We start from the raw sequence: 15,598 nt of genomic DNA, 5'->3' as shown, positions 1-15,598 counted from the left end.
GTTGCCGCGTGAAGCGGCAATCGCAACACCGATCGTGATCAGTGCCTACCCGCGTAAGCGATTTCCTCGCTCTGCGCGGGTTCGTACGCGTGCCGAATATACAACGGTCTTCAACGGCGCCCGCCGTGTATCCGAACCTTTGATGACACTCCACTGGTTGAAAGGGGATAGCCCCGCTCGACTCGGTCTGGCTGTGTCACGCAAGGTGGATACGCGTGCGGTCGGTCGTAACCGTATCAAGCGTGTGTTGCGGGATGCAACACGCCATCTACGGTCGTGCCTGAGCGGTGGCGACTACGTCATCGTCGCCCGATCCGCGGCCAAGACCGCCAGCAATCAACAGATCCGTGAGGCGTTCGAGCGCCTGCTGCGCCGTGCCGGCGCATTGCCCCCTGTGGCTGCGGGCGGCACAATGCCGCCGCGCGAGGGCGTTGATGCCCCTCTTCCTTTGAACGTACCGGACACCTCCTCCGGTCGAGCCGAGCCTGCCTGCTGATGAACCAGACCCGTGTATTCCTGATTTTTGCCTGGCTGATGGTAGCCGTGCTGCTGTGGATGGAATGGGGTCGCGAAAAGGCCGCACCGGATCCGGCGACCGTAGCTACCACCCAACCTGCCGTACCCGTCGCCAATGACGCCGACCTGGCCGCTCCGGGCACCGCCGAAGTGCCGCAGGCCACCGTGCCCGGCCAGCCGCCGGCCGCCCCCGCCGTGGCGGGCATGGAAGCCGCCTCCAATGCACAGCGCGTCACCGTCACCACCGATGTGTTGAAGCTGGTGCTGGATGGCCGCAGCGTGCTCGATGCCGATCTGCTGCAGTTCCCGCAGACCAAGGCCGCCGGCAGCCCGCCGGTGCAGCTGCTCACCGAAGACAAGGCGCACCCGTACAGCGCCACCGCCGGTTGGGCCAGCCAGAACAACTCGCCCGTCCCCGGCGCCAATGGCTTCCAGCCGGCAGCCGGTGTCACCGCCGTCACCCTGGCGGAAGGCCAGGATGAAGTGCAGGTGCCGTTCGTCTGGAACGGCCCCAACGGCGTCAGCATCCACCGCACCTACACCTTCAAGCGCGGCGATTACGCCGTCAGTGTGAAGGACGAAGTGGTCAACACCGGCACCGCGCCGTGGCAGGGCTATGTGTTCCGCAAGCTCGACCGCGTGCCGCCGGTGATCACCAAGGGCATGACCAACCCGGATTCCTTCAGCTTCAATGGCGCCACCTGGTTCAGCCCGGCCGATGGCTACCAGCGCCGTGCGTTCAAGGACTACATGGAAGACGGCCCGATCAACCAGACCATCAGTGGTGGCTGGGTGGCGATGCTGCAGCACCATTTCTTCACCGCCTGGATTCCGCAGGCTGACCAGTCCGCGCTGTACCTGCTGTCGCAGAACGGCCCGCGCAATGTGATCGAAACCCGCGGCCCCGGCTTCACCGTGGCACCGGGCCAGAAGGTCAGCACCGAGGCGCGCCTGTGGGTGGGCCCGAAGCTGGTCAACCAGATCGCCAAGGAAGACGTGAAGGGCCTGGACCGCGTGGTCGATTACAGCCGCTTCTCGATCATGGCCATCATCGGCCAGGGCTTGTTCTGGGTGATGAACCAGGTGCACAAGCTGGTCGGCAACTGGGGCTGGGCGATCATCGGCCTGGTGATCCTGCTGAAGATGGCGCTGTTCCCGCTGGCCAATGCGCAGTTCAAGTCGCAGGCCAAGATGCGCAAGTTCCAGCCGCGCATCGCGCAGCTGAAAGAGCGCTACGGCGACGACAAGCAGAAGTTCCAGACGGCAATGATGGAGCTGTACAAGAAGGAGAAGATCAATCCGCTGGGCGGCTGCCTGCCGCTGCTGATCCAGATGCCGATCTTCTTCGCCCTGTACTGGGTGCTGGTGGAATCGGTGGAATTGCGCCAGGCACCGTGGCTGGGCTGGATCCAGGATCTGACCGCACGTGACCCGTACTTCATCCTGCCGATCATCAACATCGCGGTGATGTGGTTCACCCAGAAGCTGACCCCGGCTGTGGGCATGGACCCGATGCAGCAGAAGATGATGCAGTTCATGCCGCTGGTGTTCGGCGTGATGATGGCCTTCATGCCGTCCGGCCTGGTGTTGTACTGGGTGGTCAACGGCGGCCTGAGCCTGCTGCAGCAGTGGTGGATGATCAAGAAGCACGGCGAAGATGCGCCGGGCAAGGTGATCGAAGCCAAGTAAGCAAAAGCCCGCCGCAAGGCGGGCTTTTCGCATGTGGGGGGAGCCTCGCGAAGACAGAACGTTCGGCTGTTTGTAGGAGCGGCGTAAGCCGCGAAGCCGACGCAGCATCAGATCGCACAGGTTCCTGATGTTCCAGCAAGGCCAGCTTCGCGGCTTACGCCGCTCCTACAAAGGGAGCGGCCTTTCGCCGCAGGTCTGGCTCCCGCCGGTGGCGTTAGAATCACCACGCCCGTTGCACCCTTTTCCCCGAGCCTGCCATGCCCTGTTCGTTGTCGCGCCGCCTGTCCTTGCCCGCTTTGCTGCTAGCCGCACTGACGGTTGCAGGCTGTTCCAAACAGGAAGAAGCCGGCACCGCGACCCCAACCCAGGCCAGCGCGCAGGCGGCAGCTGCGGCAAATCCTGCAGCGGCGCCGTTGTTGACGGCTTTGCAGAAACAACTCGATGGCCACCGCCGTATCGTCGTGCTGCTGGCCGATGAGGCACAGCAATCGCCGGCCGACCGCCAGACCTCCAGCCGCATCGGCCAGCAGCTGTTCCACGATGGTCTGGAACAGCGCCAGGCCATCGCCGCGCAGTTCGATGCGCTGTTGCGCGATCCCAACCCGCAGCGCTTCGCCACGCTGGGCACGGTGCTCGATTACATCGAATCCTCGCCCGAACTCTACGACGCCGACCGCCTGGCCTTCCGCGAAACACTGCGTGAGCTGCATCAGCGTGTCGGTGCGGATTCCTCGTTGCCGGCAGTGAAGCTGCACCAGCGCATCGGCGAAGACCTGGAGGCACTCGATGAAATCGAGCGCAACTACAACCAGGAACTGACCCGCATCTTCAGCCGCTTCGAGCGCACCCGCGCGATCGAGCTCAAGCGCGAGAAGTGGGACGACTATGTCGCCCACCTCAACACGCTGTACAAGCGCGAGGCGATCCTGCGCGACTTCGGCGTGATCGAGCCTTATCCGATGTCGATGCAGGACAGCGACCGTGAAATCTTCGGCCGCGACCTGCCGGCAAAGACCGTGGTGCTGACCTTCGACGACGGCCCACACAAGGCCTATACCGATGAAGTCGTCGCCATCCTGCAGCGCTACGACGTGCCGGGCGTGTTCTTCGAAGTCGGCCGCAACCTCGGCGCGGTCCAAGCCGATGGCAAGGTCAAGCTCGGTCCGATGGCCGGCATCAGCCGCAATCTGATGGAGCACGGCTATGCGGTGGGCAACCACAGCCTGACCCACGCGCAGCTCTCGCGCACCACCGGCGATGCATTGCGCCAGCAGGTGCTCGACACCGACACCCTGCTCAAGGGCGTGGACAGCAAGCGCGCACCACTGTTCCGCTTCCCGTATGGCGCGCGCAATGCCGAAGGCCTGCAGCTGCTCAACGAAGCCGGTCTGAAATCCATCATGTGGAACATCGACTCGATGGACTGGGCCGACCCGGTGCCCGAATCCATCGTGCAGCGCGTGGTCGACCAGGTGCAGAAGGAACAGCGCGGCATCATCCTGTTCCATGACATCCACGACCGCGCGGTCAAGGCGCTGCCGCAGATCCTCGACAAGCTGATCGCCGATGGCTACCAGTTCGCCGGTTGGAACGGCCGCGACTTCAGCGTCAGCCGAGCGCGCAAGGGTGCGGTCGCCGACACCACAGTCACCACCGGCTACGAGAAGTCCTGGGCCATCGTCATCGGCATCGATGAGTACGCCAAGTGGCCCAAGCTCGAATACGCCGGCCGCGATGCGCAGTCCATCGCCGACACGCTGACCGACCAGTTCGGCTTCCCGTCTTCGCAGGTGATCGTGCTGAAGAACCAGCAGGCCACCCGCAACAACATCCTTGCCGCCTTCCACGACCGCCTGGCCGATGAGCGCACCGGCAAGAACGACCGTGTGTTCGTGTTCTTCGCCGGCCATGGCGCCACCCGCCAGCTCGCTTCCGGCCGCGATCTTGGCTACATCATTCCGGTGGATTCGGATCCGAACGAGTTCGCCACCGATGCGATCGCGATGACCGATATCCAGAACATCGCCGAGAGCATGCAGGCCAAGCACGTGTTGTTCGTGATGGACGCCTGCTACAGCGGCCTGGGCCTGACCCGTGGCGGCGGTAGCTCGTCCTCGTTCCTGCGCGAAAATGCCCGCCGCAGCGCGCGGCAGATGCTGACCGCCGGTGGCGCCGATCAGCAGGTTGCCGACAGCGGCCCGAACGGGCATTCGGTGTTCACCTGGGTGCTGCTGCAGGCGCTGGGCGGCAAGGGCGACCTAAATGGCGATGGCCTGATCACCGGTACCGAGTTGGCCGCCTATGTAGCGCCTGCGGTGTCGGCGGTATCGCGGCAAACCCCGGCCTTCGGCAGCCTGCCCGGTTCGCAGGGCGGTGAGTTCGTGTTCCAGGTGCCGGACAGCCAGGAATACCTCAACGCCGGCAGTGACCAGCTTTCGGCCGATGCCATCGCCCTCAACAGTCGCGTCGATGCCGCCGCGCAGGACGCCAAGCCCGCCGGCAAGACCGAGGCACCGGTGACCGTGGCCGACCTGCAAGGTGGCAAAAGCACACTGGTGGTGCCGGCAGCGGTGCCGACCTCGGACCGCCAGCGCGCGCAGCAGGCCAATGACCGTGGCCTGCAGCTGTACCGCGAGAAGCGCTATGACGAAGCCGCCGTGCAGTTCACCGAAGCACTGAAGCTGCGTCCGGACTTTGCCCAGGCGGCCAATAATCTTGGTTTCGTCTACTACCGCCAGCAGCGCTATGCCGAAGCAGCGCGCTGGCTGGAGAACACCTTGAAGATCGATCCCTCACGCGCGGTGGCCTATCTGAATCTTGGCGATGCCTACTTCAATGCAGGCGACAAGGTGAAGGCCAAGCAGGCCTACAGCACCTACCTGGAGCTGCAGCCGCAGGGCAGCGGCGCCGCCCAGGCCCGCGCACAACTGCAGAAGTTGTAAATCATGAGCGAGTTGTCCACAGGCCAGACCATAGTCGCCATCGCCAGCGGCAATGCTGCCGGCGGCGTTGGCATGCTGCGCATCTCCGGGCCGCAGTCACTGCGCATCGCGGTTGCCTTGGGCTGCCCACAGCTCAAGCCGCGCCATGCGCATTACGCCAGGTTCCGCGATGCCGCCGGCGAGGTCATCGACGACGGCATTGCCCTGTACTTCCCTGGCCCGCGCAGCTTCACCGGCGAAGACGTGGTGGAACTGCAAGGCCACGGCAGCCCGGTCGTGCTGCGCCAGCTGCTGGCCCGCTGCATCGAACTGGGCGCGCGTCAGGCCCGCGCCGGTGAATTCAGTGAACGGGCATTCCTCAACGGCAAGCTCGACCTGGCCCAGGCCGAAGCCATCGCCGACCTGATCGCAGCCGGCGATGTGCGCGCCGCCCGCGCTGCCCGCCGCTCGCTTGATGGCGTGTTCTCGCGGCGGGTGGAAGAGGTGGGCGAACAACTGGTGCGGCTGCGCATCCATGTTGAAGCCGCCATCGATTTCGCCGACGAGCCGTTGGACACGCTGGGCGGCGCGCAGGTGCGCGCCGGCATCGAACAGGCCAAGGCCTTGCTGGCCCAGCTGCGCATCGATGCCGAACGTGGCCGCAAGCTGCGCGACGGCCTGCACGCGGTGCTGATCGGCCCGCCCAATGCCGGCAAGAGTTCACTGCTGAATGCCTTGGCTGGCAGCGAGCGGGCCATCGTCACCGACATCGCCGGCACCACCCGCGACACCCTGCGCGAAACCATCCGCATCGACGGCCTGGAGCTGGAGCTGGTCGATACCGCCGGCCTGCGCGAAGGTGGCGACGCCATCGAGCGCGAAGGCATGCGCCGCGCCCGCGCCGAAATGCAGCGCGCCGACCTGGCCATCGTCGTGCTCGATGCCCGCGACCCGCAAGCGGGCAGGGAAGCGATTGGTGATGCCGCCGCACAGGCCGCGCGCCAGCTGTGGATCTACAACAAGTCGGACCTGTTGCCGCAGTGGCCGCAGGAACTGGGCGAAGACAGCATCGCCCTGTCCGCCGCCAATGGCCAAGGCCTGGAGCAGCTGCATGCGCGCCTGCGCGAGATCGCCAATGACGGCGCGGGCGAGGGCATGCAGGGTGAGTTTTCCGCGCGCCTGCGCCACGTCGAAGCGTTGGCCCTGGCCAGCGAACACCTCGACGCCGCCGATGGGCAGCTGCACTACGACCAGTTGGAACTGGCCGCCGAGGAACTGCGGCTTGCACATGACGCACTCGGCGAAATCACCGGCCGCATGACCGCCGATGATCTGCTGGGCAGGATTTTTTCGAGCTTCTGCATCGGCAAGTGATGCTGGCGTAGCGACCGGCCCGCAGGGGCCAGACAGGACAGTAATCAGGAGGTAGTGGATGTTTTCGCACATCGTGGTGGGCGCCAATGACCTGGAAGCATCCAAGGCGTTCTATGACGCGCTGCTTTCCACGCTCGGCGCAAAGCCGGGTTTCATCGACCCCAAGGGCAACGTGGTTTATCTCCACGCAGGCGCCTTGCTGATCGTCGGCCACCCGCGCAACGGCGAGCCGGCAACGCACGCCAACGGCGGCACCATCGGCTTCAACTGCGCCACAGCCGAGTTGGTGGATGCATGGCATGCCGCCGGTGTTGGCCACGGCGGTACCAGCGTGGAAGATCCGCCAGGTCCGCGCCAAAGCCCATTCGGCCCGCTCTATCTGGCCTATCTGCGCGACCCGGCCGGCAACAAGCTTTGTGCCACGCATCGCCCGGCAAAAGCCTGAGCCATCCCTTTGCCTGGTACGGCGGCGCGGGTGACAGCGCCGCCGGTTACTGACGGTTCGGTTTTCCGCCGTTAGGCTATAAGCGTTACGGGATGCCCCCGCCAACGGAGTCCGGTCCAATGCGCCATTGATGTCACCGTCTTGATGACGGTCCCTACCAGTCCCTGCTGCCCTTGGCGGCCGGGTGCTTCGGGCATCGATGGAATACCGCATGACAACTTCTATTTCCGTGACGCTGGACAGCGTCGCGTGGCAGGCGCCTGACGGGCGCAGCCTGTTCTCCAACCTCAACGCACAGTTCGATCAGCGGCCAACCGGCCTGGTCGGACGCAACGGCGTGGGCAAATCCGTACTCGCGCAGATCATGGCTGGCTTGCGTCAGCCAAGTGCCGGGCACTGCCGTCGTAGCGGCGAGGCCTATTACCTTGCACAGCAGGTACAGCCGCGCGCCGGACAGCGCATAGCGGAGCTGGCGGCTGTGGATAAGCGTGTGGATGCATTACGCAGGATTGAAGCCGGCAGCACGCTGCAAGCGGATTTCGACGCGGTTGGCGAGCATTGGACGCTGTGTGAAACGCTGCAGCAGGCCTTGGCCGATGCAGGCCTGCAGGACGTCGATGCTGACACGCCTGTGGATAAGCTCAGCGGTGGCCAATGCATGCGCGTGGCCCTGGTCGGCGCCTTGCTGCAACCGGTGGAGTGGCTGATCCTCGATGAACCCAGCAATCATCTCGACCGTGCCGGCCGGCAGTGGTTGGCCGCGCAACTGCAGGCAAGAAAGCAGGGGCTGATCCTGGTCAGCCACGATCGCCTGCTGCTGCAACAGGTGGAGCGCATCGTCGAACTGTCGCCGCAAGGGTTGCGCAGCTACGGCGGCAACCACGCGTTCTATGCACAGGCACGCGCTGGTGAACGCGCTGCAGCTGAGGCGCTGCTGCAGCAACGTCGAAACGAACGCCGCAAAGGCGAACAGACGCTGCGTGAGCAACGCCAGCGGCTGGAGCAGCGCAGCGCGCGCGGCAACCGTGACGCCGCCAACGCCAATCAAGCGCCGATCCTGCTTGGCCTGCAGCGCCAACGTGCAGAAGCCAGCCAGGGCAAGGCGCGCGCGCAGCTGGATCAGCGCCAGCTACGGCTGCATGACGCGGTGCGCGAGGCGCAGGCCGATAGCGAAGCCGCAGCACCGGTGTTGCTGCTCCCAAGCCTGCAACCGAGCGGACCGGAGTGGGTAGTGCGTTCCACCGGACTGCAGCTGCCACACGTAGCACCGGCGCTGCGCGCGCTGGACTTCAATCTGCGCCGCGGCGAACGGGTCGCCATCACCGGCGCAAATGGTGTGGGCAAGTCGACGCTGCTGAAGGTCTTGGCCGGGCAACTAGCTGCCTTGGCTGGCGAAGTAAACGTGCAGGTGCCAGCCGCTTTGCTCGATCAGCAACTGCAATTGCTGCCCGCGCACAGCAGCGTGCTGGAGGCCTTGCGCCTGCGCAATCCGGGCTCGGCCGAAGGCGAACTACGCAGCCGGCTGGCCCTGCTGGGTTTGGATGCAAACCAGGTACAGCTGCCCTCGGCCCAGCTCAGCGGCGGGCAACGCCTGAAAGCCGGCCTGGCCTGCGCGCTGTACGCCGATCCACCGGCACAGCTGTTGTTGTTGGATGAACCCGGCAACCATCTGGATTTGGATGCCCTGGCCGCATTGGAGGAACTGCTGCGCCAATACCAGGGCAGCCTGCTGCTGGTTTCGCATGACGAAGCGCTGCTGCAGGCCATCGGCATCAGCGCGCGCCTGCATGCCGGTGCGGACGGTTGGCAATGGCAACGCGATTGAAGGCAGCGCGTTCTTACGCGCGTCACATGCAGCGGGCATGCTGCGCGCCTTGATTCCAATTGGAGTGCTGACGGTGCGAAGCTGGGCCTGGTTGATGGCGGTGGGGGTTGGCGTGGCATGCTGCTGGGCAATGGACAGCTCAGCCGCACAGACTTACCCACAGGTTTCGGTGTACGCGCACCGTGGTGCCAGCGCACTGCTGCCCGAGCACACGCTGGCCGCTTATGCACAGGCCATCAGCGACGGCGCCGATTACATCGAGCCGGACCTGGTGATGAGCAAGGACGGGGTGATGCTGGCCCGTCACGAAAACGAGATCGGCTCGACCACCGACGTCGCCAGCCATCCCGAGTTCGCCAGCCGCCGCACCCGCAAGCTGATCGATGGGCAGCAGGTGGAAGGCTGGTTCACTGAAGACTTCACCATTGCCGAGCTGAAGACGCTGTACGCGCGCGAACGCCTGCCGCAGATCCGCGGCACCGCCTTCGACGGCCAGTTCCGCATCGCCACGCTGGACGAGATCATCAGCTTCCTGGTGCAGCAGGCCGGCCGCGCCAACCGTGGCATCGGCTTGGCGCCGGAGATCAAGCACGGCAGTTATTTCAAAAGCATCGGCCTGCCGATGGAGGACAAGCTGCTCGCCACCCTGCAGGGCAACAGCTACACCAAGGTCGCGCCGATCCTGCTGCAGTCGTTTGAAACCGCCAACCTGCGGCAGATTCGCGCCAAGCTCGGCAAGGACAGCAATATCCGCCTGCTACAGCTGCTTGATGGCGGCGACGAGAAGCCGGCCGACGTGGCACTGGCCGGCGGCACGTTGACCTATGCACAGATGATGACCCCGGCCGGCCTGCGCGATATCGCCGGCTATGCCGATGCGATCGGTGTGGAACGGCGCGCGCTGGTGCCGCTGGATGCACAGGGCCAATTGGCGGCGCCTACCGCCTTGATCGGCGATGCGCATGCTGCGGGCCTGCAGGTAGTGGCTTACAGCTTCCGCCCGGAAAACCCGTTCTTGCCGCCGGCACTGCGCCAGGGCGCGGAGAATGCGCGCAACCCGGAAGCCTCGGTAGCCGAGATCCGCGCCTATCTGCAGGCGGGCATCGATGCGTTTTTTACCGATGATCCGGCGTTGGGGCGGCGGGCGGTGGATGGTGGTTCTTAAGGGTTGAACCTGCGTGCTGTTTGTGGGAGCGGCGTCAGCCGCGAAGCCCACACTCCACCAGATAGCTGACTGTCGGTGATTTCAACCATGCCAGCTTCGCGGCTTACGCCGCTCCTACAGATGGATTGCTGGTAGAGCCACTGCCGAGCATGGCTCGGCACTACCGTGCTGCCCTTACGGCCGCTCGTTCGGATCCCGCCGCCGCAACGGCACAACAACTTCATAATCACGACCTTCGCGCGGCTGCCACAGCACCGGCACGTTCTGCGGCAGCGGTGGCTCCAGCTCGTTTTCGGCCTGCGCCAGTTGTTCTTCTTCCTCGTCTTCCCAGCTGTAGCGCTTGCGCTCAGCGCGCGGGTCGGCGTTGCGGAACAGCAGCGCGGCGATCACGCCGGCGGCGGCACCGCCCATATGCGATTGCCAGGACACGCCCGGTTCGTGCGGCAGGATGGTGATCAACATGCTGCCGTAGAACAGGAAGCCGATCAGGCTGGCGGCAATCGCTGGCCGGTCGCGGCGCAGCAGGCCGAGCACGAACACCAGGAACATCAGGCCGTGGGTCAGGCCACTGGCACCGAGATGACGGCTGCCGGCATCCCCCAGCATCCATGCACCCAGGCCGGAACCCAGCCACAGCAAGGGCAGGGCGCGCAGGGTGGCCTTTGGGTAAACGCTGCCAGCCAAGGTACCGAGAATAAGCAGGGCGACCGCGTTGGCGCCCAGGTGTTCGATCGAGCCGTGCAGCAGGGGCGCGCCAAGCAGGCCGGCCAGGCCGCTGGCTTCCAATGGGGCTACCGCCCACGGCCGCCAATCCCAGCCACTGCTCTGCAGGGCGAACATCGCCACCAGCAGCAATACGAAGCCCAGGCTGATGTTGAACGCGCGCAGCACGCGGCTGCGGTCGTTGCGGGCGGCGGAGGCCGGCGTGTCGCCGGTGTCAGGCAGGGTTGGCGTGTCCATGATCAAGTGATTGCGGCGCCCGCTGGCAAAGCCAAGGGCGCCGCGCATGGGAACTGGCGTGCCACCGGCGGGACAATCCCGCCGGTGGGTGCGTGCATCAGGCCTTGTGGCCGCCCTTCGGCGGGATCTTCAGGCTCAGGATCACCGTGGCCACCAGGATCGCGGCAACCACACCCAGCGATACCGGTACCGGGATCTTGAAGATGTCGATCAGCAGCATCTTGGTACCGATGAAGGCCAGGATGACCGCCAGGCCGTAAGGCAACAGGTGGAAGCGGTCCGCCATGCCGGCCAGCAGGAAGAACATCGCGCGCAGGCCCAGCACCGCGAACACGTTCGAGGTCAGCACGATGAACGGGTCGGTGGTGATGGCGAAGATGGCCGGGATCGAATCCACCGCGAAGATCACGTCGGTGACGGCGATCAGGATCAGCACCACGAACATCGGGGTGAACCAGCGTACGCCGTTCTTTTCGGTGACCAGCTTGTTGCCGTTGTACTCGTGACTGATGCGCAGGTGCTTGCGCATGAATTTCAGCGCCGGGTTGTTGTCCAGGCTGGGTTCTTCGCTGGCGGCAAACCACATCTTCCAGCCGGTGTAGAGCAGGAAGGCGCCGAACACGTACAGCAGCCAATGGAACTGGGTGACCAGCACGGAACCTGCGAAGATCATGATCGTACGCAGCACGATCGCGCCCAGGATGCCGATGATCAGCACACGTTGGCGCTGGGTCTCGGGCACCGCGAAGTAGCCCATGATCAGCAGGAAGACGAAGATGTTGTCGACCGCCAGCGCCTTTTCGATCAGGTAGCCGGTCAGGAACTGCAGGCCCACTTCATTGGCAACGGCCGCGCCTGCGGTCTCATGCAGGTAGTACCAGAGGCCGGCGTTGAAGGCCAAGGCCAGCGCCACCCAGCCCAGCGACCAGTAAATGGCCTCTTTGAAGGTGACCTTGTGCGGGCCGCCGTGGCGCATCAGCACCAGGTCGATCAACAGCGCGGCGATGACCACGGCAATGAAGCCGCCCCAAAGCCAGGGATTACCAATTGTCTGCATCATGGAAAAATTCCGGTCGTGAACGGGGGTATCTCGGAACCACAAAGGCCAAGAGCTGGACACGGAATAAGGAGACCGGGGACAGAGCTTCGCCAATGCGGCGAAGGTCTTGCTCACAGTTCCAATGGCTGGAACTGCCGTTGCACCGGAGTCTTACGACTCGAATTGACGGCGACAACGTCTGGGAGCTACTCCCCTTCTGGGGCGAATAATGCCGCCTGTGCCCATTCCAGTCAATGAATACGCTGCAGGCAGGGGGCGGTGCGCGGCTACAATAGCGCCCATGAATACCCCACTCCCCGTCTTACGCCTGAAGAACGCGTGGCGCTCCAGCCACCCGTGGATTTTCCAGAAACTGGTCGAGAAGCCGACCGTCAAGCCGAAGTCCGGCACCATCGTCGATGTTGTCGGCGTGGACGGCGAGTGGATTGGACGCGGCTTCTACAACGGCCACTCACGCATCGCCGTGCGCATCCTGGAAACCAACCCGGACGTGGCCGTGGACCAGGCCTGGTTCGCGCAGAAGCTGGCGCAGGCGGTGTCGCTGCGCCGCGACGTGCTCAAGCTGGATGCAACTTCCAATGCCTGGCGTGTTGTCCACAGTGAAGGCGACGGCTTGTCCGGCCTAGTGGTGGACCGCTATGACGACCTGCTGGTGGTCGAGTTCTTCGCCGCCGGCATGTTCCGCCACCGCGAATGGATCTACGAGGCGCTGCGCGACCTGTTCCCGGGCTGCCGCTTCCACAGCTTTGCCGACGAACACGTGCAGAAGCAGGAAAGCTTCGATTTCCACGGCAATACCACCACCGAGCCGGCGGTGATCACCGAATACGGCATCAAGTTCCGTGCCGATCCGGCTGGCGCGCACAAGACCGGTTTCTTCGCCGACCAGCGCGAGAACCGCGAGTGGCTGAGCCAGCAGGTGGAAGGCAAGACCGTGCTCGACCTGTGCTGCAACACCGGTGGCTTTGCGGTGTACGCCGCAGCGCGCGGCGCGGCCGACGTGCTGGGCGTGGACATCGACCAGGACGTGATCCATCTGGCCAAGGGCAATGCGCGTTTGAACAACGCCAAGCCGCGCTTCGTGCAGGCCGACATCTTCCCGTGGCTGCGTGATGCGGCCAACCGTGGCGACCAGTACGACGTGGTGATCCTGGACCCGGCCAAGATGACCCGCGACCGCGAGCAGGTCATCACCGCGCTGAAGAAGTACCTGGACATGAACAAGCTGGCCTTGGGCGTGGTCAAGCCCGGCGGCCTGTTCGCCACCTTCTCCTGCACCGGCCTGGTAGCCGAGGACCAGTTCCTGGACATGCTGCGGCGTGCCGCGTTCTATTCCAACCGCACCATCCAGATCCTGAAGGTGGCCGGCGCCGGCCCGGATCACCCGTTCATGGCGCACGTGCAGGAATCGCGTTACCTCAAGGCGGTGTTCTGCCGCGTGCTGGACTGAGCAGCTGACGCTGCCTGGCGCTGCGGTGATACCCGCAGCGCCCCAGCGCAGCCCACAGACGGCTGCGCATCCGCACATCACACAAGCCTGGAACCCCCACCCGCTGGCGAGCAATCGCTGGCAGTGCGGCGCCTGCCATCTGTTTTGACTATCCCGTCACACTTTGTGCTGGAAAGTGTCCGCACCTGTGGGGGCCCACGTGAGTGGGAGGACGAGGTAACGGCACGCTGCAGCCACACGCAAGGGTGGCTGCGCTGCGCCTTGCACCGGAGTTTTCTGTCGGTCGGTCCCTACGTCTGTCGCATCGAGGGCTCGGCCAATGACTGCACCATCCACCCACGCCGCGCGTTGCACCGGCGTAGTGCTACTCCTGATTGCCCTTTTGCTGGGCGCGTTGCCGGCAGCGGCGCAGAACGTGCGCTGGGAAGACTATCGGGGCGATTCCAGCCGCGGTTCCGGCTTGGCCAACGTGACCTATGCCGGGCGCGCGGGTGCGCCCAGTTTCGACTACACCCTCACTGGCGTGGATGCACTGCGCACGCTTTCCGCCAACCCAGCCAACGCGGTGCGCACCGGCAGCTCGGCACTCATTGATTTCGGCGCTGGCATCGACAATGGCCTGTGCGACAACCGCACCGCCGGCAGCCGCACCTCCAGCGCCTGCAGCAACCACGCCATGGGCAAGGTCATCTATTCGCTGATCCGTTTCCCGCGCGCTGGTACCTACAACCTGGCGGTTGCCCACGATGATGCGGTGCAGGTGAATCTGTCCACGCAATACACCAACACCAGCTACCGCGCGGCGACCTATGACGTCGCGGTGGGTGCGCTGAGCAGCTATACCGGTGGCCAGGATGTGTTCCGCAGCATCGGCAGCTTCACCGCCGCAGTGGACAACAGCTGCGCCCTGATCCGCATGTACTGGGTCAATGCCGGCGGCCTCAACTTCAACCGCCTGCGCTGGCAGCATGCCGACATCAATGGCGGGGTCGAGCAGATCATCCCGGCCGCACAGTTCCGCAACCCCTCCGATGAGGCCAGTTCGCTTGGCTGCCAGGGCTCGGTGGTGTTCCCGGTGCCGGCGATCATGATCAACAAGAACGTGGCCGGGCGGATTGCCGCCCAGGACCAGTTCACCGTCGCCATCGTCCAGGGCAGCACCGTGCTGCGCTCGGCCACCACCAGCGGCAGCGGTGTGGGCCAGCAGGCCAGCACCGGCGCGATCCAGGTCAACACCGGCACGCATACCCTGCGTGATGCGATGGCGGCAGGCAGCCTGGCGGCCATCGCCGACTACAACAAGAGCATCAGCTGCAGCGCCTACCGGGTGACCGATGGCTCCGAGCCGGCGGTCACCGTCACCGGTAGCGGCCCGGACTGGAGCCTCGCTGTTGCTGCCAATACGCAGTACACCTGCACCATCACCAATACCGCGCGGCCGTCGCTTACCACCCGCAAGATCAGCGAAGGTGCCACCGGTGCCTTCAGTTTCAGTGGCAGCAATGGCGTCGGCGCCCACAGCATCACCACCACCAGCATCGGCCAGGCGGTCAGTGGCAAGCCGCAGGTGTTCGCCAGCTTGAACACGGCCACCACCCTTAGCGAAGCCCCGACCCCGGGCTTCAGCCTCAGCGCAGTGCAATGCAGCGGCTTGCCCGCTGGCGTCAATGCCACGGTTGACCTGGCCAATCGCCGCGTCACCCTGCCTGCCGCCGCGGCGGTGCAGGGCGCCAATGTCGTCTGCACCTTCACCAACAAGGCCGGCGCCGAGCTGTCGATCAGCAAGAGCAATGACGTCAACAGCCTGGTTGCCGGCGCGACCACGCAGTACACGGTGGTTGCCCGCAACGGCGGGCCGGCCGCCGCCGATGGCGCCGTGCTGCGTGATACCCCCGTCACCGGTTTGAAGAACTGCGCGGTAAGCGCATGTGACGCGCTCAACGGCGCCAGCTGCCCGGCCACGCCTGCCGACCTGCTCACACCGGCCGGCGCAGCAGTCGCGAGCTTCCCGCTGAGCGGGCAGGTAACACTTACCGTGCAGTGCGAGGTGGAATAAGCGCTGCGTCAGCGCAGGTGCGGAGCTTATCCACAACCTGTTGTGGATAAGCGTTCGGGCATTGCCGTTGCGGCAGCGCAGGTCTGTGTCGTCCGTCACTGGCTGTGATCGGGCGACCGGCTGTAAGGTCGGATTTT

At 65.0% G+C, this 15,598-nt stretch carries 11 protein-coding genes; 9 read left to right on the top strand and 2 right to left on the bottom strand.

What is annotated here, in order from left to right:
* Position 1 precedes the first annotated feature (1 nt).
* The 7 genes from rnpA to ABE493_RS03585 all read left to right on the top strand — a co-directional run bounded on the left by rnpA (position 2) and on the right by ABE493_RS03585 (position 9,935).
* Complete coding sequence (gene rnpA, locus ABE493_RS03615) at positions 2 to 496, top strand: ribonuclease P protein component (protein ID WP_430980710.1); 495 nt, start codon at positions 2 to 4, stop codon at positions 494 to 496.
* The gene (gene yidC, locus ABE493_RS03610) at positions 496 to 2,205 is read left to right on the top strand and encodes a membrane protein insertase YidC (RefSeq protein ID WP_346497373.1); all 1,710 of its coding nucleotides are present in this window, start codon (positions 496 to 498) and stop codon (positions 2,203 to 2,205) included. The genes rnpA and yidC overlap by 1 nt, the downstream gene beginning before the upstream one ends.
* 257 nt (positions 2,206 to 2,462) lie before the next feature.
* Positions 2,463 to 5,147, top strand: a complete 2,685-nt coding sequence (locus ABE493_RS03605) for a polysaccharide deacetylase family protein (RefSeq protein ID WP_346497371.1) — start codon at positions 2,463 to 2,465, stop codon at positions 5,145 to 5,147.
* Positions 5,148 to 5,150: 3 nt separating this feature from the next.
* Positions 5,151 to 6,500 carry a tRNA uridine-5-carboxymethylaminomethyl(34) synthesis GTPase MnmE gene (gene mnmE, locus ABE493_RS03600; RefSeq protein WP_346497370.1) on the top strand — a complete coding sequence of 450 codons (1,350 nt, stop codon included), beginning with the start codon at positions 5,151 to 5,153 and terminating at the stop codon, positions 6,498 to 6,500.
* Positions 6,501 to 6,558: 58 nt separating this feature from the next.
* On the top strand, positions 6,559 to 6,945 hold the full coding sequence (locus ABE493_RS03595) for a VOC family protein (protein ID WP_346497368.1): 387 nt from the start codon (positions 6,559 to 6,561) through the stop codon (positions 6,943 to 6,945).
* A 211-nt stretch (positions 6,946 to 7,156) separates the two neighbouring features.
* A complete protein-coding gene (locus tag ABE493_RS03590; protein WP_346497366.1) occupies positions 7,157 to 8,770 on the top strand; it encodes an ATP-binding cassette domain-containing protein in 1,614 nt (537 codons plus the stop codon).
* Between the two features lie 130 nt (positions 8,771 to 8,900).
* Positions 8,901 to 9,935 carry a glycerophosphodiester phosphodiesterase gene (locus ABE493_RS03585; RefSeq protein ID WP_346497364.1) on the top strand — a complete coding sequence of 345 codons (1,035 nt, stop codon included), beginning with the start codon at positions 8,901 to 8,903 and terminating at the stop codon, positions 9,933 to 9,935.
* 174 nt (positions 9,936 to 10,109) lie between these two features.
* On the opposite strand, the gene ABE493_RS03580 is transcribed toward ABE493_RS03585, so the two are convergent.
* Together ABE493_RS03580 and ABE493_RS03575 are read right to left on the bottom strand one after the other, a co-directional pair.
* Entirely contained in the window at positions 10,110 to 10,895 is a 786-nt protein-coding gene (locus tag ABE493_RS03580; protein ID WP_346497362.1) for a rhomboid family intramembrane serine protease, read from the bottom strand.
* A gap of 97 nt (positions 10,896 to 10,992) precedes the next feature.
* Complete coding sequence (locus ABE493_RS03575) at positions 10,993 to 11,952, bottom strand: TerC family protein (protein WP_346497485.1); 960 nt, start codon at positions 11,950 to 11,952, stop codon at positions 10,993 to 10,995.
* 283 nt (positions 11,953 to 12,235) lie between these two features.
* Between ABE493_RS03575 and ABE493_RS03570 the strand changes: the two genes are divergently transcribed.
* Together ABE493_RS03570 and ABE493_RS03565 are read left to right on the top strand one after the other, a co-directional pair.
* Entirely contained in the window at positions 12,236 to 13,405 is a 1,170-nt protein-coding gene (locus tag ABE493_RS03570; RefSeq protein WP_346497360.1) for a class I SAM-dependent rRNA methyltransferase, read from the top strand.
* A 319-nt stretch (positions 13,406 to 13,724) separates the two neighbouring features.
* The gene (locus ABE493_RS03565; RefSeq protein ID WP_346497358.1) at positions 13,725 to 15,461 is read left to right on the top strand and encodes a prealbumin-like fold domain-containing protein; all 1,737 of its coding nucleotides are present in this window, start codon (positions 13,725 to 13,727) and stop codon (positions 15,459 to 15,461) included.
* Positions 15,462 to 15,598 lie beyond the last annotated feature (137 nt).

Origin of the sequence: Stenotrophomonas terrae, assembly GCF_039674165.1 — a bacterium.
In the GTDB taxonomy this organism is placed as follows: domain Bacteria; phylum Pseudomonadota; class Gammaproteobacteria; order Xanthomonadales; family Xanthomonadaceae; genus Stenotrophomonas; species Stenotrophomonas terrae_A.
This window is presented reverse-complemented; position numbering and strand designations above follow the sequence as displayed.